This is a genomic window from Rhizobium sophoriradicis (genome assembly GCF_025200795.1).
GTDB classification, from domain to species: domain Bacteria; phylum Pseudomonadota; class Alphaproteobacteria; order Rhizobiales; family Rhizobiaceae; genus Rhizobium; species Rhizobium sophoriradicis.
The window spans coordinates 547425-571622 of the sequence record NZ_CP104154.1 but is presented as its reverse complement, the minus strand read 5'-3'; the positions used below and the strand labels follow the sequence as shown (position 1 = coordinate 571622).

The 24198-nt window shown below is 62.2% G+C and carries 18 protein-coding genes; 5 read left to right on the top strand and 13 right to left on the bottom strand.

Translation table 11 applies throughout. The annotated features are described in order from the left end of the window. Nucleotides 1-114 precede the first annotated feature (114 nt). The 3 genes from N2597_RS28175 to N2597_RS28165 are packed head-to-tail and all read right to left on the bottom strand — an operon-like array spanning nt 115 to nt 5332. Complete coding sequence (locus tag N2597_RS28175; RefSeq protein WP_077989105.1) at nt 115-3186, bottom strand: efflux RND transporter permease subunit; 3072 nt, start codon at nt 3184-3186, stop codon at nt 115-117. Beyond that, nucleotides 3183-4268: an efflux RND transporter periplasmic adaptor subunit gene (locus tag N2597_RS28170; RefSeq protein ID WP_096763161.1), complete on the bottom strand. Its 1086-nt coding sequence runs from the start codon at nt 4266-4268 to the stop codon at nt 3183-3185. The genes N2597_RS28175 and N2597_RS28170 overlap by 4 nt, the downstream gene beginning before the upstream one ends. Further along, nucleotides 4265-5332: an efflux RND transporter periplasmic adaptor subunit gene (locus N2597_RS28165; RefSeq protein ID WP_096763160.1), complete on the bottom strand. Its 1068-nt coding sequence runs from the start codon at nt 5330-5332 to the stop codon at nt 4265-4267. Before N2597_RS28165 ends, N2597_RS28170 begins: the two co-directional genes overlap by 4 nt. Before the next feature lie 98 nt (nt 5333-5430). Here N2597_RS28165 and N2597_RS28160 point away from each other — a divergent pair, with 98 nt between their 5' ends. After that, nucleotides 5431-6063 (top strand): TetR/AcrR family transcriptional regulator, encoded by a 633-nt coding sequence (locus N2597_RS28160; RefSeq protein ID WP_077989102.1) that lies wholly within the window; start codon nt 5431-5433, stop codon nt 6061-6063. A 163-nt stretch (nt 6064-6226) separates the two neighbouring features. Next, nucleotides 6227-7264: a LacI family DNA-binding transcriptional regulator gene (locus N2597_RS28155; protein ID WP_077989101.1), complete on the top strand. Its 1038-nt coding sequence runs from the start codon at nt 6227-6229 to the stop codon at nt 7262-7264. Between the two features lie 38 nt (nt 7265-7302). Here N2597_RS28155 and N2597_RS28150 read toward each other — a convergent pair whose 3' ends face one another. Next, a complete protein-coding gene (locus N2597_RS28150) occupies nt 7303-8325 on the bottom strand; it encodes an AraC family transcriptional regulator (RefSeq protein WP_479725378.1) in 1023 nt (340 codons plus the stop codon). A gap of 179 nt (nt 8326-8504) precedes the next feature. On the opposite strand from N2597_RS28150, the gene N2597_RS28145 reads away from it, so the two are divergent. Then, on the top strand, nt 8505-9656 hold the full coding sequence (locus N2597_RS28145; protein ID WP_077989099.1) for an ROK family transcriptional regulator: 1152 nt from the start codon (nt 8505-8507) through the stop codon (nt 9654-9656). Nucleotides 9657-9861: 205 nt separating this feature from the next. Here the strand turns inward: N2597_RS28145 and N2597_RS28140 are convergent, their stop codons facing one another. Genes N2597_RS28140 through N2597_RS28115 form a run of 6 tightly spaced genes read right to left on the bottom strand, consistent with a single transcriptional unit; the run spans nt 9862 to nt 17999 of the window. Beyond that, a complete protein-coding gene (locus N2597_RS28140; protein WP_406549805.1) occupies nt 9862-10908 on the bottom strand; it encodes a carbohydrate ABC transporter permease in 1047 nt (348 codons plus the stop codon). 13 nt (nt 10909-10921) lie between these two features. Continuing rightward, nucleotides 10922-11908, bottom strand: coding sequence for a carbohydrate ABC transporter permease (locus N2597_RS28135; RefSeq protein ID WP_077989098.1), 987 nt, complete (start codon nt 11906-11908; stop codon nt 10922-10924). Nucleotides 11909-11910: 2 nt separating this feature from the next. Continuing rightward, a complete protein-coding gene (locus tag N2597_RS28130; RefSeq protein ID WP_077989097.1) occupies nt 11911-13017 on the bottom strand; it encodes an ABC transporter ATP-binding protein in 1107 nt (368 codons plus the stop codon). Next, complete coding sequence (gene pglB, locus N2597_RS28125) at nt 13005-14369, bottom strand: polygalacturonase PglB (protein ID WP_096770513.1); 1365 nt, start codon at nt 14367-14369, stop codon at nt 13005-13007. Before pglB ends, N2597_RS28130 begins: the two co-directional genes overlap by 13 nt. Beyond that, nucleotides 14366-15460 carry a beta-galactosidase BglB gene (bglB, locus tag N2597_RS28120; RefSeq protein WP_183602127.1) on the bottom strand — a complete coding sequence of 365 codons (1095 nt, stop codon included), beginning with the start codon at nt 15458-15460 and terminating at the stop codon, nt 14366-14368. The genes pglB and bglB overlap by 4 nt, the downstream gene beginning before the upstream one ends. Nucleotides 15461-15476: 16 nt before the next feature. After that, nucleotides 15477-17999 (bottom strand): hypothetical protein, encoded by a 2523-nt coding sequence (locus N2597_RS28115; protein ID WP_106796526.1) that lies wholly within the window; start codon nt 17997-17999, stop codon nt 15477-15479. Between the two features lie 191 nt (nt 18000-18190). Here N2597_RS28115 and N2597_RS28110 point away from each other — a divergent pair, with 191 nt between their 5' ends. Further along, nucleotides 18191-19477 (top strand): ABC transporter substrate-binding protein, encoded by a 1287-nt coding sequence (locus N2597_RS28110; protein ID WP_183602129.1) that lies wholly within the window; start codon nt 18191-18193, stop codon nt 19475-19477. 265 nt (nt 19478-19742) lie between these two features. Beyond that, the gene (locus N2597_RS28105) at nt 19743-21005 is read left to right on the top strand and encodes a DUF3422 domain-containing protein (RefSeq protein WP_183602131.1); all 1263 of its coding nucleotides are present in this window, start codon (nt 19743-19745) and stop codon (nt 21003-21005) included. Nucleotides 21006-21113: 108 nt separating this feature from the next. Here N2597_RS28105 and N2597_RS28100 read toward each other — a convergent pair whose 3' ends face one another. From N2597_RS28100 to N2597_RS28090, 3 genes are read right to left on the bottom strand one after another with little or no spacing between them, the layout of a single operon-like run. Further along, nucleotides 21114-21998 carry a carbohydrate ABC transporter permease gene (locus N2597_RS28100; protein WP_040141855.1) on the bottom strand — a complete coding sequence of 295 codons (885 nt, stop codon included), beginning with the start codon at nt 21996-21998 and terminating at the stop codon, nt 21114-21116. Beyond that, nucleotides 21988-22914, bottom strand: a complete 927-nt coding sequence (locus N2597_RS28095) for a carbohydrate ABC transporter permease (protein WP_077989091.1) — start codon at nt 22912-22914, stop codon at nt 21988-21990. The genes N2597_RS28100 and N2597_RS28095 overlap by 11 nt, the downstream gene beginning before the upstream one ends. Before the next feature lie 37 nt (nt 22915-22951). Then, complete coding sequence (locus tag N2597_RS28090) at nt 22952-24175, bottom strand: ABC transporter substrate-binding protein (RefSeq protein WP_040141860.1); 1224 nt, start codon at nt 24173-24175, stop codon at nt 22952-22954. Between the last annotated feature and the right edge of the window lie 23 nt (nt 24176-24198).

Below are 24198 nucleotides of genomic sequence, written 5' to 3'. Positions count from 1 at the left end.
TCGAGGTCCCACACCCTGCTCCCGCGTGGGATGGCTTTGCTTGCGCCACCCACGCCTTGCGTTCGGTCCGTGTTGCAAGCCGCGGCGGCATGAGGTGGCTGTCAAAGCCTGTCCTCATGCTTCCGCCGCGGCATCCGCCCGAACGCCTTCATCCCTCGGGATCCTGAACCAGGCGACGTAGAGCGCCGGCAGGAACAGCAGGGTGAGCGCGGTTCCGATGACGATGCCGCCCATCATGGCGTAGGCCATCGGCCCCCAGAAGATCTCGCGCGAGATCGGGATCAGGGCGAGGGTAGCGGCCGCCGCCGTCAGCATGATCGGCCGCATCCGGTGTTCGGTCGCCTCGATCACCGCCTGCCACGCCGCGACCCCTTCGGCGCGCAGATGCTCGATCTGCACGACCAGGATGACCGAGTTGCGGATCAGGATGCCGATCAGCGCCAAAATGCCGAGGATCGCGACGAAGCCCATCGGCGCGTTGCTTAGCAGCAGTGCCGCAACCACGCCGATCAGCGCCGTCGGCGCGACCGCAAACACCAGGAACAGGCGGCTGAAGCTCTGCAACTGGATCATCAGGATCGTCGCCATCGTAAACAGCATCAGCGGCGCCACAGCGGCGATCGGTCCCTGAGCTTCGGCGCTCGATTCGACCGCGCCGCCCACTTCCACCTTGTATCCCACGGGAAGGTTCTTCTGGAACTCTTCCACCTTGGGCTTCAGCTGGTCGACGATCGTCGCCGGCTGCGTCGAACCGATCACCGCCGCCTTGAGGGTGATGGTGGGTTGCCGGTCGCGACGCCAGATCGTCGGCTGCTCGAGTTCGTAGCGGAAATTCGCAACCGCCGAGAGAGGCACGACCTTGCCGTTGGAGGTCGAGAGCTGCAGATTCTCAAGCGTCTGGATGGAGTCCCGCTCGGATGCCCTGGCCCGGCCAACGACGTTGACCAGGTAGATGTCATCGCGGATCTGCGTTGCCGTGGAACCCTCGACGATACCGTTAAGCGCGGTTGCGATATCCTCGGAGGAGACGCCGAGCTGACGCGCCTTGTCCTGCAGAACATCGACCTTCACGACGCGGGAGGGTTCGTTCCAATCCAGCACCATGTTCGACAGAAGCGGGTGGGTACCGACAACGCCGGCAAATTGCTGTGAGATGTCGCGCACCTTCTGAATGTCCGGGCCGCTGATACGGTACTGAACCGGCTTGCCCACAGGCGGGCCGATGTCGAGCAGCTTGACGAATGCGTCGGTGCCGGGAAAGGTCTTGGTCAGGTAGTCCTGAAGCTCCGCCCGGACCTTGTCGCGCACCTCAAGCCCCTTGGTGACGATCACCGTCTGTCCGAACGACACGTCGGGCGTCTGCACGTCGAAGGAGAGGATGAAGCGCGGCGCGCCCTGGCCGACATAGGTCGTCCAGTGATCGATATCCTTGTTACCGGCCAGCATCTCCTTTTCGAACTTGGCCATCTGCCTGTTGGTCTCGGAAATCGAGCTGTTGTGCGGCAGATTCCAGTCGATGACGAGCTCGGTTCTGTCCGAGTTCGGGAAGAACTGCTGCTGCACCAGCCCCATGCCGCCGACCGAAAGGGCAAAGACGCCGACCGTCAGCACGATGGTGACCCAGCGCCAGCGCATCGCCAGTCCCAGGAGCCAGGAGAACACGGCGGCGAAGCGCCCCTTCTTCTCGTGATGCGACTTCATGGTCTTCGGCAGGATCGTCACGCCGAGAAGCGGCGTGAACAGCACCGCCACGATCCAGGAAACAACCAGAGAAACCGCGATGACGACGAAAAGCGTGAAGGTGAATTCGCCGGCGGCGCTGTTGTTGAGACCGACAGGTATGAAGCCGGCGACGGTGACGAGCGTTCCCGTTAGCATCGGAAAAGCCGTCGAGGTATAGACGTATGTGGCAGCTTTCTTCAGATCGTCGCCCGCCTCCAGACGGGCCACCATCATCTCGACGGCAATCATGGCGTCGTCGACGAGCAGCCCGAGCGCGATGATGAGTGCGCCGAGCGAGATGCGCTGCAGCGAGATGCCGGAATATTCCATCACCACGAAGGTGATGGCGAGCACGAGGGGTATGGAAATCGCCACCACCAGGCCGGCGCGCAGACCGAGGCTGATGAAGCTGATGACGAGTACAATGAGGATCGCTTCGAAGAGCGCGCGAGTAAAGCCTGAGACAGCTTCGTCGACGACATGCGGCTGGTCGGAAACACGGTGGACATCGACGCCGATCGGCAGATCGGCGACGACCTGTTTCATCTCGGCATCGAGCCCCTCGCCGAATTCCAGAAGATTAGCGCCCTGCTTCATGCCGATGGCAAGGCCGATCGCCGGCTCACCGTTGAAGCGAAACAGCGCCGATGGCGGATCGACGTAGCCGCGCGTGATCGTGGCGACGTCGGTCAGCGGGAAGAAGCGGTCGTTGATGCGCAGGTTGATCGACCGCAGGCTTTCCTCGGATGTGAACTGTCCGCTCACCCGCAAGGCGATGCGCTCCGGCCCGGCATCGACGAAGCCGGACTGCGTCACGGCGTTCTGGGCCTGCAGGGTCTGGATGACCGACTGCTGGTCGATTCCGAGCGCTGCGATCTGGCGGGTGGAGAATTCGAGATAAATCGCCTCGTCCTGCGCGCCGATCACGTCGACCTTGCCGACATCAGGCACCTTCAGAACCTCGGAGCGAGCGTTTTCGACAAGATCGCGAAGCTGCCGCTGGGTCAGGCCGTCGCTGGTGAAGGCATAGATGTTTCCGAAAACATCGCCGAAACGGTCATTGAAGAACGGACCGACGACGCCGCTCGGAAAATCGCCCTTGATGTCGGCGATCATGTTGCGGATGCGCAGCCAGGTCGGCGCGACATCCCTCGCCTTGGTCGTTGGCAGAAGCTCGACGAAGACGGTCGTCTGACCGGCGACGGTCTGGCTCTTGGTATAGTCGAGCGATTCAAGTTCCTGCAGCTTCTTCTCGATCCTGTCGGTCACTTGCCGCGTCACCTCCTCGGCGGAGGCGCCGGGCCACTGAGCGGTGATCACCATCGTCTTGATCGTGAAGTTCGGATCTTCCTCGCGGCCGAGGTTCAGGTAGGAGAAGGCGCCTGCGAGAATGAAAACGATCATGAAGTACCAGACGAGCGATCGGTGTTCGAGCGCCCAGTCGGAAAGATTGAAGGACTTCACTGGCTGATCTCCTGGTCGATCTTGATGGCCTGGCCATCTTGAAGTTTATGCACGCCGGCCACGACCACCCGTTCTCCGGGTGCGAGCCCTTCGGTGACGCGGACAGTGCCGCCGTCGACGACCTCGCCCGCGATCCTCACGCGGCGCAGCGACACCTTCTTGCCGGGCACGTCGACGATCCAGACGCTCTGGCCGTCGCTGCCGGTAAGGATGGCCGAGGAAGGCAGCACGATCTCGGGCTCCGCCGATATCGTTGCAGAGGCGGTGATGACCGAGCCGAGCCTGAAGGCTTCAGGTGGATCGGTGAGCGCGATCTTGGTCCTGCTCGTGCGGGTGGCGGTCTCCGCCTCCGGCGCAATCTCACGCACGATCCCCGAGGTGCGGATTGTCGGATCGAGTTGCAGCGTCACTTCGAAGGGTGCGCCGATCTTCAGTTTCTGCGCGGCTGCCTGCGGCACGTCGACGACGGCGTCGCGTTTGTCCGGCCGGGCAATGGTCACCACCGTCTGGCCGGCCGATACGACCTGACCTACCTCGGCCGAAGTCGCCGTCACAACTCCATCGAATTCCGCCCGAAGCTGTGCATAGCCCAGTTGCTCCTTGGCCTTGTCGAGATTGGCCTGCGCCTTGGCCACGGCGGCCGCGGCCGTCCGCCTTGCCTGCTCGGCCTCTTCGAGCGAGGCTTCCGTGCCGGAGCGTGATTCCACCAGCGCGCGCTGCCGCTGCTCCGTGGTCACCGCGTTTCTAAGCTGGGCATCGCTGTTTTCCACATCGGACTGGGCACTGCGCACGGCAAGCTCCAGCGCCAGCGGATCGATGGCGGCGACGACGTCACCCTTCTTGACGACATCGCCGACATTGACATTGCGGGCAATCATTCGCCCGAGTATCCGAAAGCCGAGTTCGGTCTCAATCGTCGGTTCGATGGTGCCGGTCAGGCTGAGGCTCGTGGCGGGCGTCTGCCTGACCGTTGTCGACAGCACCGGACGAGGCGCGTCCGTCCTCTCTTCTGCCTTCGGCTCGCAGGAGGACACCAGGGCCGTGCCCAGCATAAGTGCGACTATCTTTAGACGAATACTCACTTGGACGCTTCCTTGACGTAAGACACGATCTCGCCGGGCCTGAGGAACTTGGTGCCGTCGGTCACCACGACATCTCCCGCCGACACGCCCGATTTCACGACGAAGCTGCCGGTCTCGTAGCCGGCGACGTCGATTGTCCTGGCCGAAACCACGGAGGATGCGGGGTCGATGATCCAGACGGCCGGCTTGCCGTCCTTCGAGGTCATTGCCGACCAGGGCAGCTGGATGACGTCCTGTGGGAGGTAATTGAATCGTCCAACGACGGGAGCGCCCAGCGGAATGGGAGCATCGCTCGATATCGCCACCTTGACCTTGATGGTGCCGGTGGCGGAATCGATCGTCGGCGAAATCTCGCGAACCTTTGCCGTGATCTTCTGGGTCGGATCCGACAACAGAGTTACGGTGCCGTCGCCTTCGATCGGACGCAAGAACGCGCTTTCCACCACCTCGAAGACGGCATCGCGATCGCCATCATGAGCAAGCGTGAAGACGACCTGAGCGGCCTGCGCCACCTGTCCGACCTCGGCATTGCGGGCGGTGATCACCCCGTCGGCATCCGCTTTCAGCTCCGTGTAGGACAAGGTGTCCTGAGCTGTTTCGAAGAGTGCCTGCGCCGACTTCGTCGATGCCTGTGCCGTCAGAAGCGCCTCCTGCGCCTGATCGAGCGCGGCGCGGGTCGTTACCTGCGTCCGAAACAGGCTCTGCTGGCGGTCGAATGCAAGCTGCGCCTGGGTCTGCTGCGCCTCGGCCGACTGTAGATTGGCCGCCGCCACATCCAGGTCGGCCTTCTGCTGTTCCGGATCAATGCGCGCGAGGAGCTGCCCCGCCTTTACGGACTGACCGACCTCGACCAGCCGTTCGATGATCTTGCCGCTGACGCGGAAGGACAGGTCGGTCTGGACGCGCGCCCGCACCTCTCCCGTAATCGCGCCCCCCTGAACCAGCGGCTCAGGCTTGGCGACGACGACACCGACCTGCCGCGGGGTCGGCTCAGCCGGCCCGCTCTCATCGCTGCAGGATCCGAGACCGATGGCGCATACGATCGCGATCAGAATGGTTCTCATAATTGACCTCTTGCTCTCAACGGCAGCTCCTATATAATTGACTGACGGATTAGTCAATGAAACTTTGCGTCGCAGGAAAACGACGGGGAAGACAGGAAATGGCAGCTCAGAAGAAGCTCACACGCGCGGAGCAGAAGGCCCTGCGCCCCGTCCAGATTCTGGATGCGGCTTTCGAGGAATTCGTCAGAAGCGGTTTCGCCGGCACGCGCGTCGAAGACATCGCCGACAGGGTCGGCGTCACCAAGGGCACGGTCTATGTCTACTTCGGGACCAAGGAAAAGCTCTTCGAAGCCATGATCAACCACTTCTCCGTGCCGTTTCAGGAACTGCTCGCGATCGCCGATCGGCTCAGCGGCAGCGCTACCGACAGGTTGATTTCCATTCTCGGCCTCTTCTACGAACAAATTCCAGAGGACCGCGCGACGCGAGAGTTGACGCGGCTGGTCATCTCGGAGGGGCAGCGTTTCCCCGACCTGATCGATCGCCACCACGATCAGTTCATTGCGCCGATCATCGCCAAGATCGACGCCCTGATCCTGGAGGGCGTGGCGTCGGGCGAGTTTCGCCCAATTCCGGTGGAATTCTCCGACATCGTGGTCGCGCCCATCCTGACGACGACGGTCCTGCGGCTGATATTCGACGACCGTCGCGTACCCACTCCCAACAAGGAGGCCTTCCTGCGGACCTATTTCGACCTGCTGTTCAACGGTCTGCTTGCCAAGCCTCACTGATCGGCAATGGCTCCCGGCGCCTGCATTCATCGATCGATGCAGACGGATTTCGCCGAAAGCAGTAAAATAGCTGCGGGGCACGTAGCTTTTCTGAAGTCTTTATGTGAAAACATCGAGTTAGCTCGTGCCTTCAAAGGCGCCACCTGAACTCGTGACGGAAAAAGTGGAACGCAAAGTCAATCTTAAAGATGTCGCGCGCGATGCCGACGTGTCGCTGAGCACGGCCTCGCACGCCTTGAACGGAACCGCGCCGCTGACGGTCGAGGTGCGCGAAAGGGTTCTGGATTCGGCAAAACGTCTGGGTTACCTCGACCGCCGGAGAAAAAAGGCGACGATCGCTGCCCTGCACGTTCTGCTTCTCGCCATTCCTGATGACGCTGCGCCGGAGAGCGACCTCAACCTGGTGAGCTGGACGATCCTCAACGGTCTCAGGAGGGAATGCGAACGCCGCGGCATTCGGATCGTGCCTTTCGTCAGCACCGGCCGGCGCATCGACGGTGCCCAGGTCAGACAGATCGCGCTGGCGGAGCGGGCCGACGGCATCGTGGTCCTGAACGACGATCAGCCGGAACTGATCCGCAGCCTCGCCTCCGCCGATATGCCCGTCGTCATCGTCAATGGCGAGGACCCGACCATGCTGGTCGATACGGTGACCCCTGAAAACCGCTTCGGCGCCCGGCTCGGTATCGAGCACCTGCTGGGGCTCGGGCATCGCCGCATCCTGCACCTGACCTGGAAGGGCCGCACCACCATCCAGCGCCGTTATGACGGCTTTTCCGATGCCTTTCTCGCGGCACAGCTTCCGGTGCCGGCGGAGATGATCGTCGAGGCCGAGGGATATGAGCCCAGGCACGGCGAGGCAGCCATCAACGCGCTGCTCGACCGCGATCCGACGATGAAAGGCGCCAGCGCCGTCTTCTGCGCGGCCGACAATCTGGCCCTCGGTTGCCTGAAGGCATTGGCCGATCGCGACATCCGCGTGCCCGAAGCGATTTCCGTCCTCGGCTTCGACGACATCGTCCCCGGCGAGTTCAGTCGCCCGCCGCTTTCGACGATCAGCGTCCCCACGGACAGGCTCGGCGCCGCGGCACTCGCACTCATCGAACAGCGGCTGATCGCCAACGATCCGCAGCGGCCGGCTCATCGCCTGGAACTCGGATGCCACCTCGTCCTGCGCGGCAGCATAGCGCCGCCGGGTTGAACCGCCTGTAAGGTCGGGCTCGAACTCCAAAGCTCAGATCAGCGCAAGCGCTCGGCCCGCAGTCGTGTATCCCGTGGGCTTTCGCCAAAAGTGCTGCGATAGACGATGGAGAACCTGCCGGCATGAGCAAACCCCCATATCGCGCAGATTTCGCGGACAGATTGCTGATTCGTCGGATCCCGCAACTGCTCGCGGGCTGCCTGCAGCCGGATCGTACGGAGATAGCCTGCCGGCGACGTCCCCCGGAAGGCCTTGAAACCCGTTTGCAGCGCACGAAGGGAAACGCCGACGTCATCGGCGACCATCGTCATGGTAAGAGGTTCCGCGATATTGGCATGCATGTACTCGATGGCCCGTCTGACATGCCAAGGCGCGATCAGCGACACGTTCTTCCTTTCGAGACGATCGGAAAGACGGTGGCGTGCGAATCGGATCACCAGGTGAGCGAGAGTTTCGCTCATCGCTGCCGCCGCAAGGGGTGAAGACAGCAGCGGACCACCGTCGCGCATACCCTGTACAATCGTCTGCACCAGATTGCCGATGAGTTGGCCGGCCTGTGTCGAGAGATCCAGAATGGGCTCCAGGTCGAGCGACTCGGAGAGCGGCGTCTCCACCAGCGAAGTAAGCGCCTGCCTCACGACCTTCCAGTCCAGGAAGAGAGCATCCGAGCGATGCGGGCCACCCTGGAGGACGCGATCGCCGGCCTCGTGATTGTTTGCCATAAGAAGGTAACCGGCGCCGCTTTCGACCGTTCTCCTGCCGATCGACACACGAAAGGATCCGGTGTGCGGCAAGAAAAAGGTGAGATGTTGCGGGCTCTCGTCAAGCGTTCGGATTATCCAGGGGCTCTGATAGACCGAATGAACCGTCGTGAGTGCCTCGGTTCTTCTCAAATCCGCGGCCCAGGCAAAGTTCCGTTCGTTTTTCAGCGGCTGGGCGCCGAAAACCCCATAGCCTGCCGAAAAGGCCTGCACCATCGATTCGAAGCTGGTGCCTTCATGCGTCGGCACAAAACCGTAACGCCCATGCTCTGCAAGGCGGACCGTATTCTCGGGTCTCAATGAATCCATGCAACTCGATTCTTTTCCCTTGCTACATGACTCGTCATCTCGACTGGTATGACCAATCTCGATGAGGTAAGCATGACCGGCGAAACCACGGACGACTTCCTTGCCCCGCAGAAGCAAAGCGTCCCCTTCACCTGCTTCACACTCACAGTGTAAATCAAAATGATCGGAAAATGAAGTACGTTCCTCTGAACCATGTCGCTGCACATTTCTTGCGAGACACACAACCGGCACGAGTGGCTTCTCGCAACGAACGGGACCTCTTGCGGTTGATCTGGAAGTCTCCCGGCATTGAGCGCTCCGATCTGACCGAGCCGCTGGATCTGACCCAGCAATCGCTGCATAGGATCGTCGGACGCCTTCATGAGCGGGGAATGCTCGTCTTTTCCCAATCGGAAAATCGGCGCGCGGGACCGCCGAGTCCGGAACTGACGCTCCGAAGGGACTGGTGTCTGACGCTCGGCATCTCCATTAACGTGGGTTCGATCGGCCTTTGCCTCATGGGTTTCGGCGAGCCGTTGGAGAATATGGAAATCCCGCAGGCTGGGTCCTCACTTTCCGTGGAGCTGGAGCGAATAGAGGCGGCGGTCGAAGACATTCTTGCCCGTCGCGGCGCCGGACGAAGCGATGTTCTCGGCGTTGGCCTGGCAGTCGCCGGCCACCGCATGCTGGAGACGGCATTCAACTGTCCGCTGCCGCTCGCCCATTGGTCGCTGATCGACCTTGCCCCCCTGCTTGGAGAGCGCCTTGGTCTGCCGGTCTGGGCTGACAATGTCGCCAGGACCGCTGCCTTGGCGGAAGCGATCTTCGGCGTCGGCCGTGACGTCGCCGATTTCGCCTATATCGCCCATCTTCATGGCTATGGCGGCGGCCTAGTTTGCGGGGGGATGCCATTCCGCGGCAGCTTCGGAAACGCCGGGGAATTCTCCGTTCTCTTCGGGCGTCAGGATTACGACGATCGACCCGCTCTCAACCAACTGCTCGAACATCTTCGCACCAAGGGGCGGCTGGGGCTGACCCTGAAGGACCTGAAGAACGAAAACCTGGTGGATTGGGACGGCGTCGAGGAGTGGGTCGGCCGTGTCACGCCGGCCCACAATCGGGCCATCAATGCGATCTGCGCGATCTTCGACCCGGCTTTGATCGTGCTGGGCGGCGAGCTTCCGCATTCACTCGCAAGAATGCTGATCGAACGGACCGAATTCAATAATCTGCCTCGGCACGGCGCATTGCGCGACGTTCCGCGGCTTGCCGTGGCGCAGATCATCGATGCCCCCGGCGCAATCGGTGCGGCCTTGATCCCCCTCTTCGAAACCGTTTTGTGATATTTCGCCCGCGGCAGGGTACCCGTTGCGGGCATTGCCTCACACAACATTTGAAGCGGCTCAGGCGATCGAGCCTGAATCGCTCCTGTCGAAAGCGGGAGGCCATAGCTCTACCCGCGCAATGGTGCCGATGTCGAATTCTGCCTGAAGGCGATCTGCCTCGCCGGCAAGCGTTGCGGCTGCGACGCCCGTGCGCCAGCTTCGCCTACTTCATCCCCGTGCCGGCGATGCCGGTCGTGATGTATTTCTGCAGGAACAGGAACACCACGGTCACGGGCAGCAGGCTGAGGAAGGTCATGGCCAGGATATAGTGCCACTGCACCGAGAACTCGCCCTGGAAGGCGTTGAGGCCCACCTGCAGGGTGAAATTCTCGCGGCTGTTGAGGACGATCAGCGGCCAGAGGAAATCGTTCCAGCGCCAGAGCACGGAGAAGATCGCGAGAACCGCGAGAGCCGGCGCCGTCAGCGGCAGGATGATGCGCCAGAAGATGCAGAATTCACTCGCGGCATCGACGCGCGCCGCTTCGATCAGTTCGTCCGGAATGGTCAGCATATATTGCCGCAGCAGGAAGACGGCTGTGGGAGAAGCGATGGTCGGCAGGATGACGCCCCAGAGGTTGTCGGCAAGCCCCACTCCGACGATGACGAGATAGGCAGGCACCATGACCACGGCGAGCGGGATCATCAGCGTCGAGATGATGATGACGAAAACCGTTGTGTCGCCGCGAAATTTGTATTTCGACAGGGCAAAGGCAGCCATGGCGTTGACGATCAGCGTCAGAAGCGTCGCAACGACGGTGACGAACACCGAATTCTTGAGGAAGGTCAGGAAGTTGAAGCGCGTCAGCGGATCGGTGTAGTTTTCGGTGGCAACGGTCATGTGCTGCACCGGCGTGATCCCCTTGACGTCGACGCTGACCGGCTGTCCCGGATTTGCCGGATCGACCATCTGGGCCTTGAGCCCGATGCGCCGGACCATCGCCATCTCACGCGGTTGGCCGTCGATCGTGACTTGCCAAAGGCTGAGCGGCTTGTCGAAGCCGGGCACTGTCTGCTCCACGGCGGCGCGCGGCAGCAGCGTCGGCGGAAAGCGGGTGATTTCGGCCGCCGGCTTCAACGAGGAGAGGCCGGCCCAGAGCACCGGAACGAGCACGGCGAGCGTGCCGCCGATCAACCAGACCCACGACAGGATGTCGGTGATGTCGATGCGTCCGGCCCGGCGCGTGCGCGTCATGAAGCTGATCGGATTCAAAGATCTGTTCATCTCAAGACTCCATTCGCTTGCCCAGGCGCAGCTGGATGAGGGTGAGAACCAGAAGCACCAGCCCCATCAGAACCGAAGCGGCCGAGGCAAGGCCGAAAAGGCGAAGATCGCTGCTGAAGGCCATCTGGTAGATATATTGGACGATGAAGCTGTTGGCCGTGCCAGGACCGCCGCCATTCGTCAGAACCCAAGCTTCGTCAAAGATCTGCACTGACTTGATCATCAGAAGGATGAATACGACGAGCAGGTTCGGCGCAAGCAGCGGCAGCGTGATCCTGAACAGCATACGGCGCGGCGAGGCGGCGTCGATTGAGGCGGCCTCATAGAGTTCCTTCGGGATCGCCTGGAGACCGGCAAGCAGGATGAGCGTGTAAAAGCCCATATGGAACCAGACGGAGACCACGACGACGAAGAAGCGCGACCAGCCGACATCGAGCAGGAAAATTTCAGGAGGCACGCCAATCATCTGAAAGAAAGCGTTCAGCAGTCCGTTGCGGTCGAGGAACCACTTCCAGATCAGGCCGATGACGACCGGCGACAAGAGAACGGGGTAGAAGAACATCGCTCGGAAGAAGCCGCGCGCAAAGATTGCCCTGTTGAGGATCAGCGCCGTGATCAGCGCCACCAGCAAAGTGGCGATGACGTTCAATGCGACGAACCAGAGCGTGTTCCACACCGCCGTCCAGAACAGCGATTCCTGGCAGGTGCCCGGCTGCAGATAATTGCCGCAGGACAGCAGGGCGCGGAAATTGTCGAAGCCGACGAAGGGCCGCTCCGAGACGAAGAGATTGGTGCCGCCGGTGAAGGCGTAACCGACCGCGATGGCGATCGGAAGAAACGTGAAGATGGCGAACAGAACGAGGTTCGGCGCCAGGAACAGCCAGGGCATGCGCTTGCGGCCGAAGAGGCGTTCGAACGCATTCATCGGAGCTTCAACCACCCTCATCGCCGTGTCGCCCGCCTGGGAGAGCAATGCAGCCGCAGCCATGGTCAGCGCCTCCCCTGTCCGGATCGGCGGGCAAAAGCCAGCCCGCTTTCGGGCTCGAACAGATGAACGCGTGCCGGATCGGCATCGATCATGATCCGGTCACCCTGAATGGGCGCGAAATGGCCGGCTTCATGAATGATGATCTGCTCCTCCTGCCCGGCAAGATTGCCGTAGACATAGGTCTCGGTGCCGAGTCCCTCGTGATACTGGACGATGAACGGCAGGCCCTTTTCGCCGGAACGGGAGAAATGCGCGGGCCTTATGCCGGCAAGCACCTCCTGGCCGACCGTGATGCCCTTGGGATCGACATCGCTGACGATCCTGCCGCCGCCGACGACATCAATGGCAACGCCGCTCTCGCCGATGGCTGCGACCTTGCCCTTGACGATGTTCATGCGCGGTGAGCCGAGGAAACCGGCTACGAAGAGATTGCGCGGATGGTCGAAGAGTTCGAGCGGCGCACCGACCTGCTCGACGCGGCCGGCGCGCAGCACGACGATCTTGTCGGCCATCGTCATCGCCTCGACCTGGTCGTGCGTCACATAGATCATCGTCGTCTTGATCTCGCGGTGGAGCTTAGTGATCTCCGCCCGGGTCTGGACGCGCAGCGCCGCATCGAGATTGGAAAGCGGCTCGTCGAAGAGGAAAATATCCGGTTCGCGCACGATCGCCCGGCCGATCGCCACGCGCTGGCGCTGACCGCCGGAAAGCTGCTTCGGGCGCCGGTCGAGATAAGGTTCGATCGCCAGCATCCTGGCGGCTTCGGCGATGCGAGCGTCGATTTCAGCGCGCTTGAACTTCAGATTCTCCAGGCCGAAAGCGAGATTCTTGCGCACGCTCATATGCGGATAAAGCGCATAGGACTGAAAGACCATGGCGATCTTGCGCTCGGCCGGCGAAAGGGCGCTGACATCGCGGCGGCCGATCGCAATTGCGCCCGACGTGACCTCTTCGAGGCCGGCAATGACGCGCAGCAGGGTCGACTTGCCGCAGCCCGATGGGCCGACGAAGACGACGAACTCGCCGTCCTTGATATCGAGATCGACGTCATGCAGCACTTTGACGGAGCCATACGACTTGTTAACGGTGGAAAGTTTCAGTTCTGCCATGCCCCACTCCCATCGGGTGCCGCCGTTTCGAAGACGACGTCGATTGCGTTCCAGCCTTGCGGCAGCGGTGTCGGCCTTGTGATCCGCACCTCGTTCATCAAGATCCCGGTGACATCAGCCGCGTAGACGGCGGGCATTCCGCCGGGATAGTTCTGCAGGCCGATTACCCGCCCGTCCGCGCCGCGCGTCCAGGCATTGGCGCGGCCGCCGCCCTCGGCCTTCGGCGCGAGATCGGCATTCGTCGGGCGCAGGTCGTAAGACTGCGCGGTGCCGAGTTCGCCGGGCCGCTGGTCTATGCCGATGCGCGACAGCGATACATTGCGGATGCCGGCGGGCGAAGTCGAGATGACGGTGATCGCCCCCTCCATGCGCCCGGTAATGTCCTCGACAATGAGGTTTTCGATGGCGCCTGCCGGACGTTTAGCGACACGGTCGACGACATTGACGGTCAGCGCCTCCCCCGAGCCCCAGAAACCGTCGAGCGTTTCGCGGCATTCTACCGAAATCCGCGAAAACCTCACATTCGAGATCCGGCCGCCGTCGCGCGAAAATATGCCGAGCGCCCTATTGGAGGATGAGACGCTGCAATCCTCGAAGACGACATTGCTAACGTCGCCATGCGTTTCCGTGCCGATCTTCAGCGCGCAGCTGAGGCTCTGAACGGAGCAGCGGCGGATAAGAATATTCTCGCACCGCCCTATGGCGACACCCTGCGGGCCGATGCTGGTCTTCAGGCATATGCCGTCGTCGGCCGTCGATATCGTGCAGTCCTCGATGACGGCGCCGCGGCAGGCATCGAGCACGATGCCGTCCGTGTTGGGAAGGCGACGGTCGTTTTCGATGGTGACGTTGCGGACCGCGACATCGGTGCAGTCGACGAAGTGCAGCGTCCACATCGGCGAACGGCTGATATTCAGCGAGCTAATCTCGACCTCGCCGCAGCTCTCGAAGACGACGACGCGCGGGCGGAATTCCGCCGGAATGAAGGTCCCCACCGTCTCGTCGTCACCGATGATGAAGCTCTCGCAGCCGGCCTCGATGCGCCCCGGCCCCGTCAGGCTGATCCGCCGCTCACCCTTGGCGACGATCATGCCGCGATCCGACTTCTCGGCGATCACCGAAACAATCGTATGCGCGTAAGCCTCATAGTCGGGAACAGGACGCAGGATTGCGCCGGCGGTCAGATGCAGTTCGACGCCCGAACGGAGCTGGAGCCCCCGGCAGAGGTGGATGCCCGCCAGCAGCTCCAGGCGTCCGCCGCCGGAAGCCGAGAGATCGTCGATCGCCGCCTGCACGCGGCCGGTATTGTCGCCTTCGAGCGCCTCAATCGCGACGAGGGAGGTGGCACTCATTGGCGTCGGCCGCTCTCGATAAGGACTTCGGTCAGCAGCAGCATGGTCAGTGCCTGACCGTAGGGCGTCGGCAGGTTCGGGATGCGCCTGTAGAAATCGAGGTCATGGCCCATCGGCGTGCCGTCCGAAACGCCGTTGACGACGCCCTCTTCGTCGATCTGCGCCAGCACGGCCTTCAGCGCGCGCTCGGCATGGACCTTGTCGCTCTCGCCGAGAATGCCGGCATCGATAGCGCGCAAAATGCCGTAGGCGATTCCCGCCGTGGCCGAGGTTTCGAGCGGCGAGGACGGGTCGTCCAGCAAGGTCGTGAACATGCCGTCCGGCCGCTGATATGCCTTCAGCGAGCGCACCTGGCTGACGAGAACGTTCGACAGGAAGCGCCGGTCCTTCTCGCCGAGGGTCGGCACGAGATCGAAGAGTTCCGGGATGGCCACGGTGATCCAGGCATTGCCGCGCGCCCAGAAAGCTTTGGCGAAATTGTGCCGGCCGTTGAAGGTCCAGCCGTGATACCAGAGCCCGCTGACCGGATCGGAGAGATAGCGCGTGTGGATGACGAACTGATAGACGGCCTCGTCGATCCAGTCGTTGCGCTCGCAGAGCACGCCGGCGCGCGCGAGGAACAGGCAGGCCATGAACAGCGTGTCGTCCCACAACTCGCCGTCGTTGAGGCGTTCCTTGACGACGTGCTGGAAGCCGCCCTCCTCCGTCTTCGGCAGTTCCTTGATCAGCCATTCGGCCCAGTCCTCGACGAGGGCGCGGAAATCCGGACGATCGACATGCTCGACGAGGATCGCCAGCGGCAGCATCGGCGCCGTGCTGTTGATCTGGCGTGGCGGCAGCCCGCGTTCGATCTGGCCGCTGTACCAGACGACGAGCTCCTGCAGCGCCTTCTGGTCATTGGTGGAAATCGCGCGCCGGAGGAATCCGTAGAGGCCGACGCCGACTTCCCAGTCCCACTCGTCGAACTGGATCCCGGAGGTGGCGCTTCCACTGACGAGACCTTCCTTGATGCCTCTGAGCCGGCTGAAGGCCGTTGCCACGCGATCGATCGTCGTCAGGAGGGCGGCGTTATCGACAGATGCTGTGTTCATGCTGGAGACCTATGTTTCAGGAGTAGAAGGGTCCGTCAGTGCCGGCGCCGGACGCCGCACTGTCGTGGGTGAGGATCGGGTGCGGCTGATCATGCGTGAACGGCCGGGGCTTGCCGCCGATCGAAAGACCGTCGGCATAGGAAAGAGAGAGCGCCGGGCCGCCGGGCGGCGTCAGCTTTAGCTGGCGAAGCGAAGGATCGAAGGCAACCGTCGTCTGGCACAGGCGTTCGAGGAAGGCCTTGAAGGCGTCGCCATTGCCGCATCCGACGATGGCCGCCCAGCCGCAGAGCGACCCATAGGAGCGCGCCTCGCGGCCGGCGGTCGGCCCCTCGGTAATCAGTTCCAGGCCGTTCGAGGCCCAAAGAGCGGAAAATCCCCGGCCCGACCGGGCGATCAGCCATTTGTCCTCGACGATGAGATCGTCGAGACCGTCGCGGCCGATATAGGCATGCGTCCATGCATGCCGCGCGTCGCTTGTGTCCTCGATCAGCAGGGCGACATCGCGATGCTGGGCGACCCGCGGCAGGATGCCGTTACCGGCCCAGTAGGACGGTCTTTGATTGCCCCAGGGATCGTCCTCGCCGGGATGGTTGACCCACAACCTCGCCATCGGATGGCCGGCCAGCCTGATGTCGAGGACGTGCTGCTGGTGACCCTTCCGGCCGGTCTTGTGATCGACCACCGTCGAAAGCTGCGCCGCCTCGTTCTTGAACAGCACGAGCTTTCCGCTCTCCAGCCCCTGGCTGTAGCGTGCCTCGACGCTTCTACCCCTGGGAAGGGCTGCAAGCTCTGCGAGATCGGCCGGCGGCTCGTAGCCGCCGGCGCAGAACATCGTCAGCGCCGCCACCCCATTGTTCAGCCAGCCGGTGCCGAAAGCGACCTGGGCGAAGGGTGCAAGCTCGGTCAGCGGGCCGGCGCGCAGTTCCTTGTCGTAGGCGCGGCCCTGCGAGCCGGCCGGAACACCGGCCAGCGTATGAAGGGCGATCATGCGGAAGATGAGATCGATCTGGCCGCGGGCGCGATCGGCAATCCCGCTCTCCGCCCAGCGCTCCAGCGCCAGCAGGCCGATGAAATCGATCGGGTAATAGGCGGCCGAATTCCACTCCGCCAGGCCATGCGCCTCGACGCTGTCGAACCAGTGCCCGAGCCGCTCGACGGCAAGTTCCGCTTGCTGTCGTCCCGTCCGTCCGGAGGCGGAGAACACCGCATCGGGGAGAAGAAGCCCCGCCAGCAGCTGGCTGGTATGGAAGCAGAGCACATGGTTCTCGCTCCAGAACCACATCGCGTCATTGCCGGGCTCGTCGACCCAGTAGCGGTAGGAGAGAACGGAACGGCGGATGCGCTCGACCGTCGCCTCGGGCATGCGGTCGCCATAGGCGCCGAGAAGCCACAAGAGCGGGACCATGATGAAGTCCGAGCAATCCTCCCGCGCATCGATCGAGGCGAGCGTCGCATCGACGATGCGGTCGAAGCTTTCCTGGTCGGTATGGCCGGTTTCCATCATCGCGATGAGGCGCCCGGCGCGGTTGGCGCCGAAGCGGGCGCTATATTCCAGCGCCTGGCGCTTGCGGGCGGAAAGCGACGCCTCTGCCGGCAATGGCGAGATGCTGCTCATGAAGGCGGCATCGATGACGCGGGTGACGGAGCCAGGACCGGAGCCGATCGTCATGTGGATGCCATGATAACCGTCCGCAATGCCGCAGACATCCTCGGCGATCAGACGGCCCTGATGGGCACGCAGCGTTAGTTTCGAATGGGCGAGAACCGGCCGCTCATGGCCATGGCCGACGACCTTGAGTTCGACCGGCAGGTCGCGCTCGGGCGCCGTGTCGAAGATGATCTCCAGCGGCTGATTGACGAAGACGTCGCGGGCCGGGCGCACGCCACGCGAAAGCGCTTCCAGCTCGCGCACCTCGTCCTGATCGAGCGCGACCGGCAGCAGCACGCAGAGCGGCTCCTTGTCCAGCATTTCGAGCTCGAAGAACCAAGTGGTGTCGCGTTCGGCCAGGTCTTCGGTATGGACGAGAATTTCGTTGTCGCCGGCCTCGAGCCGCAGCACTATCTCGGTTGCGTTCTCGGTGTTGCGGTTGAACGGCTCGAAACGCACAGCCTCTTCGCCGTTGACCCAGATGCGGACGCCGCCGCAGGTCTTCAGCGCGAGCTTGAGTGCGCGCGGGGCTTCCGTCCTGAACGTGCCCTTGAGCCATCGCCGCACATGCGTGGGCACATGCCAGAAGCTGGTAAACTCGACGCGCCGGTTCGAACCGGGAAGATAGAGGCTTTCGGTCGGCCAGGACGTGTCCGGCTCCAGCGCCCGCCCGACCATGCTGGACCAGAAGGCCTTGCGGCACGGCAGGTCGCCGACATCGACGAAACCGTTGATGAAACGATAGTTCACGCGATCTTCGGCCGGGGCCGGCTCGCCGGGAAAAGAGCGCTCGATGAGGGCGGAAACGGCCCATGCCGTGATCGTTTGCCCCTCGGCCACGCTGTAGGCTGGCGCCGAGTCGTCCGGCTGCTTGATGCTTTCCGTTTTCACAGATCGCCTCCTCCGCAATCCTATAAAAATATTTTCATTAGGTGATTTTGACGCGTTATTTCTGAAAATTGCTCAAAAACATCGCTATTCGCTTAGAAAATAGCTTGACGGAACGAATGTCAAGTATATGAAATTCACTTATCGATGGCTTTTGCCGCGATTGATGAAAATGTTTTCATGGGAGGATGAAAATGAAAACCTATCTCTCAGGGGCTTTCGCACTGGCGCTGGCCACCGTTTTTTTCGCCTGGTCCAGCGTGGCCATGGCCGAAACCCAGACGATCACCTTTCTCTTCACCGACGACGACCAGGCTTACGTCGAGCGGATGGAAGCGCTGAGCAAGGAATTCGAGACGGCGCATCCCGACATCAAGGTGAATTTCGTCTCGTCGGGTTACGATGCCGTCGCCAAGCAGCTGCCGGTGCAGCTTGCCATCGGCGAAGGTCCCGACGTCGCCAAGATCACCGACTGGCAGCTGGCGCCCTATTACCTCGACATGCGGCCGCTGATGAAAGACCCGGATGGTTTCGCCAAGCTCCACGGCGACAGCCTGAACACGCTTCGTTTCCCGGGCGTCAATGATCCGAATTCGATCAACGGCTATGTCGCGTCGCAAACCTTCAACCTGCCCTTCGTCAACAAGACGCTGTTCGAACAGGCCAAGGAACCGCTTCCGCAACCGACCGCCACGCTGAAGGACATCGTCGAAGCTTCCGCACGTGTCGCCAAGGCAACCGGCGCCCAGATCCCCTTCACGATGGACCGCTCGGGCCACCGCTTCTCCGGCGCGGCCTTCTCCTACGGCTCCAACTACGTCAAGGACGGCAAGTTCTCGTTCCCCGACGATGCCGCCAAGCGCTACATCACCGATCTCTACAACTGGACGAAGGACGGCTCTTTCCCGAAGGAAATGTGGGGTGCGGCCGGCGGAACCCAGTACAAGAACATGGGTGACGAGTTCGTCAACGGCAATGTCGTGACCTATCTCGCCGGCAACTGGATGGTCAACCCGTTCCAGAAGAAGATCGGCGACGCCTTCGACTGGACGGCGATCAGCGCACCCTGCGGTGATGCCGGCTGCTACGCGATGCCTGGTGGTACCGCGATCGTCGGCTTCAAGCGCACCAAGCATCCTGAAGCTGTCGCCGCCTTCATCGAGTTCCTCGGTTCTGAAAAGATCCAGCGTGAAATCGCCGAAAACTACGTCATCCTGACCGGCGCCGACATCAAGGACCCGCAGTACAAGCTCGAGAGCAAGAACGCCAAGGACGCCATGGCCGTCTTCCTCGCGGCCCGCAACAGCGCGCCGAAGGCAGCCCGCGACCTCGAACGCCTCAAGGGCTCCTCCGCCATCTATCAGCTCATCGTCCAGCGGATGAGCCAGCTGATCGTCGGCGAACTTTCCCTTGAAGACACCTTCAAGGCGATGAGCGCAGACGTCGACAAGGTCAACGTGGCGCTCGCCGCCAACAAGTAACCGGCCGCGCCTGTCTCCCACAGATTGCGCGCTGCATCAGCCACGGCCTCGCAACAGGCCGTGGCTGATCGTTTTTGGCCGCCTCTGACGATCAGCTACCCGCCCGCGGCAGATTCGCGCGGATAGGAGGGATGGCTCTTTGGCGTCGTGACACGGACTTCGCGAGCGGCTATAGGCGTGTCGGCCTGCGCGGCGCGCCGGCGTCAGGCTCAACTTACTGAAGCCGGCAAACCGGCGGCAGTCCAGCCCATTGAGGTGCATCTCCATGCCACTCGGCTCCGAGCATCCGCTGCGAAGGGAACTTCACAACGAGCTCCATGCGCGCCCGTCGCTTTATTTCGATGGCGATACCGATGTCTGGCACGTCGCCATCGTCGGCGAGAATGGCCCTCCTTCGCTGCCCGGTTCGCTGCCGGGATTGGAAGATGTGACCACGACCGGCGAGGGCAACCACGGCATCGGCCGCGTCGGCGACGGCCGGCTGAAATGGGAAGCCCATACCGAGTTCCTCACCCTCACTTTCGTCGTGCCGGCATCGACCGAACCCGGCAGCAACCCGCCGGAAGCCTTTCGAGCCTGCTGCAGCCGGATTGGCGGAAAGGTCATAGCCGCCGTGCGCGTGCTGGTGCGTGACGAAAAGGACGGGCGCACCCTGGAAAAACCCAAGCTCGACTATGTCGCTTCGCGGGTCGGCGGCGGCGACGCCGAGGTGCATTCGAACTTTCGACTGACCGATAGCGGCTTCCTCGAGTTCCTGTTCTTCAACCACAATCTTAACGCCTATCGCACCGGCCGCATGGTCCGGCGTTTCCTGGAAATCGAGACATATCGGATGATGGCGCTGCTGGCGTTGCCGATGGCGCGCGAGACCGTGTCGAAGCTCTCCGCCTTTGACCAGCGCCTCGATCTCCTGATCGTCCATATGCAGAGCGCCGTCAAAGTCGACAAGGCGCTGCTGTCGGAGGTGACGAGGCTCTCCTCTGATGTGCTCAACTTCTCGGCGCTCGCCCGCCACCGCTTCGGCGCGACGAAAGCCTATGCCGAGATCGTGGCGAGCAGGCTGTCGGAGCTTCGAGAAGAGCGGGTCGAGCAAAGGCAAAGGCTGGGTACGTTCATCGACCGGCGCTTCCAACCGGCTGTCCGCTCGGTCTATGCGGCGGAACGGCGCCTCGACGAACTGGCCGAACGCGTCAGCCTGGCCGGAGATCTGCTCAGAACCACCGTGCAGGTTCAGCTCGAAGATCAGAACGCCTCCCTGCTGACATCGATGGAAGAGCGGGCGCGCATCCAGGTGCATATCCAGCAGGCAGTCGAAGGCTTCTCGGTCATCGCCATCACTTATTATACCGTTGGCCTGGCGAAGATATGCCTCGAGAGCATCTCCGCACTGGGTGTCGATCCGCATGTGACGAAACTCGCCGTTCTCGGAGCCATCCCTCTCGTGTTCTTCGCCGTCTGGACCGCGGTTCGCTATGTCCGCAAAAGCATCACGGGCACGCCGCACGTTCCGACAGCCGGAAGCCACTGACACGACCGCCGCCCTTTCGAGGCGGCGGCGTTCTCTTGTTGCGTTAGAGCCTTTCCTGGTTAGATTGAAGCATTCTTGCGACGGCATCACGTCTTTGTTTTCGAGGTATCATCGCCCGCCGAAGCCGGAGCCGACGGTGATGCCCTTGTAAATCACCCGCTGCAGCACGATCGCGAGAATGACGCCCGGCACCATCGATATTGTCGCGCCGGCCATGATGTAGTTCCAGGAGGTGCCCTGCTGCGTCTGGAACAGAGTGAGGCCGAGCGGCAGCGTGGCTTTGTCGAGGCCGCTTGTGGCGATCAGCGGCCAGAGAAAACTCTTCCACTGCGCGATGAAAGTGAAGAGCGACAAGAGGCCGATGGCTGGCATGGCAAGCGGCACGATGACGGTAACCAGGATGCGCAGGCGAGACGCTCCGTCCATCATCGCCGCCTCGTCGAGATCCTTGGGAATGCCGAGAATAAACTGCCGCAGCAGGAAGGTACCGAAGGAGGAGAAGGCGACCGGCAGGATCATGCCATGATAGGTGTTGATCCAGCCGAACTTGCTGACGACGAGGAAGAGCGGGATGACCAACATCACCTGCGGGATCATCAGTGTGCTGAGATAGGTGAGCAGCAGCCCTTCCCGTCCGGGAAACCGCAGGCGGGCGAAAGCATAGGCGGACAGGCAGGAGACCACGATCACGATTGCGGTCACACCGCACGCGACGATGAAGGAATTCATCAGGAAGGTGCCGAAGGGCAGCGAAACCAGCGCCTCGACGAAATTGCCCCACTGATATTCCTCGGGCAGGATGCGCACCGGCACGGTCAGCACTTCGTTATTCGAGCGCACCGCGTTCGACACCATCCAGAAGAACGGAAAGAGGAAGAGCAGCGCGACCAGCGATAGGCCGGCATAGCTGAAGAAAGTGCCGATGCGCCGCAGGATGCGGCGCCGGCCCGCAGAGACGGAATGCGGATGTCGTGAGCTCGCTTCAGTCGTCATAATGCACCCATTTGCGCTGCATGTGGAACTGCAGGATGGTGAGGCCCATGATCATGACGAACATCACCCAGGCCAGCGCCGAGGCATAGCCCATCTGGAAATTGGTGAAGCCCTTCTGGTAGATGGCAAAGCCGAGTGTCGCCGTCGCCGAGCCCGGACCGCCGCGCGTCATAGCGAAGATTTCGTCGAAGACCTGCAGAGAGGTGATGGCCGTCATCACCGTGGCGAAGAAGACCGTCGGCGAGATGAGCGGCAGGCGGATGCGCCAGAAGCGCCGCCAGGGCCCTGCCCCATCGATCATCGCCGCCTCGAGATAGTGCTTCGGCACCAGGTCGAGCGCGGCGTTGAACATCACGACGTTATAGCCGACATTCGCCCAGAGCGTGACGAGCACGACCGCCTGCATCGCCCAGCTCGAACTCAGCAGGAAATTCGGCAGGCCGAGGCCGAGCCACCGGATGACGCTGTCGGCGAGCCCGTCCGGGGTGAAAATCAGTAGCCACACCACGGAGGCTGCGATCGTCGGCGTGAAGGTCGGCAGGAAGAAAATCACCCGGAAGATCGCTTTGCCGCGCTTGAGGCTCGATATCCAGACCGCCAGCGTCAGCGAGACGATGATGTTCAGCGCTAGATATTCCACCGCGAAGAACAGCGTATTGCTGAGGATGGTGTAGAAAGCGGGATCGACGGTAAAGAGCTTGATATAATTCTGGAAGCCGACGAAGGACGGCGTCGTCAGCAGCTGCCAGTTGGTGAAGGACAGTGCCAGCGACGCCAGGATTGGCAGCGCCATGAAGATCATGAAGCCGAGGAAACTCGGCAGCAGGAACAGCATGGCCGTCTGCGTCTCCGGCTTCAGGAAGCGCCGTGGCTGACCGGTCTGCAGGGTAATTTCGGCAACGGCGCTGTCCGACATGTCTTCCTCCATACGCGGCAATTCCTGCCGCCGCGCTCTATTGCTGCGCGAGGCTCTGGATAGACTCCATCGTCTGCTTGGCGTCGGCGCTGCCGCCGAAGGCCGGCGGGAAATACTGGTTGAAGAGGTTTTCCACCGCCGCCCAATTGTTGGTGATCACATAGGGCACCGAATGCGCCAAAGAATAATCGAGCGCCTCGCCGCCATTGGTGATGTCCTTGGCCGCCACCTTGTACCAGGAGGATTGCGAGGCCGAGCGGGCCGGCAGCGCGCGGCCCTGTTCGGCGAGATATTGCAGCGCCTCGGGACTGGTCAGCACCTGGATCGCCTTCCAGGCCGCGTCCTTGTTCTTGCTCGTCGTGGCGATGCCGAAACCGGAACCGGCCGTGACCGCGGCCAGTTCCTTGGCATCATCGCGCGGCAGGGTCGTGAGGCCGATCTTGAATTTGGCCTTGTCCTTCATGCCGATGATCGACCAGGGCCCGTCGACATACATGGCGACGTTACCCGAATTGAACCGGCCCTGGATGAATGTGCCGACATCGGCGCTCGACGGCACCAGCGGCGCGATCTTATCCTTGGCGGGAAAGCCGATCACTCTCTCGGCGGCGGCAATGGCGCTGGGATTGGTAAGGTCGAGCTCTCCGGCATCGTTGACATATTTATCACCCCAAGCCGCCGCCAGGACGGAATAGTTCTGCGGAGTGATCCCGAAGCCGTACTTGCCGTCTTTCGTCAGCTTCTTGGCGGCGTCGGTAAATTCGGCGAGCGTCCAGCCCGGCTTCGGCAGCGGGATACCTGCCGCTTCAAGCGCATCCTGGTTATAATAGACGACCCAGGGACCAACGTCATAGGGTAGACCATAAAGCTGCTTATCGACCGACATGCCGCCGATGATCGATGGCGTAAAGGCGCCGATGTCGAATTTATCCGCCTCGATCCGTTCGTTCAGCGGTTCGAGCAAGGAATAGAAATTCGGCATGCGCAGCGACTGCATGGAAACGATGTCGGCGAGCTGGCCTGACGCCGCCAGCACCGGCAGCCGCGTCCAGTAATCGACCCAGCCGGTCGTCGTCAGCGTCACTTTAATATCGGGGTATTTGGCGGTCACCATGTCGGCCAGGTGCTGCCAGCCCTTGGTATCGGCCTCGGAACCGGTCCACATCTGCCAGGTCAGGTTGATCTGCTCGGCCGATGCTGTTGTGGCAAAGAGGCTGCCGCTGATTGCGGCAAGCAAAAGCGTTTTCTTCAAAACCTTCATGGGTTTCTCCTCCCTCCATGACG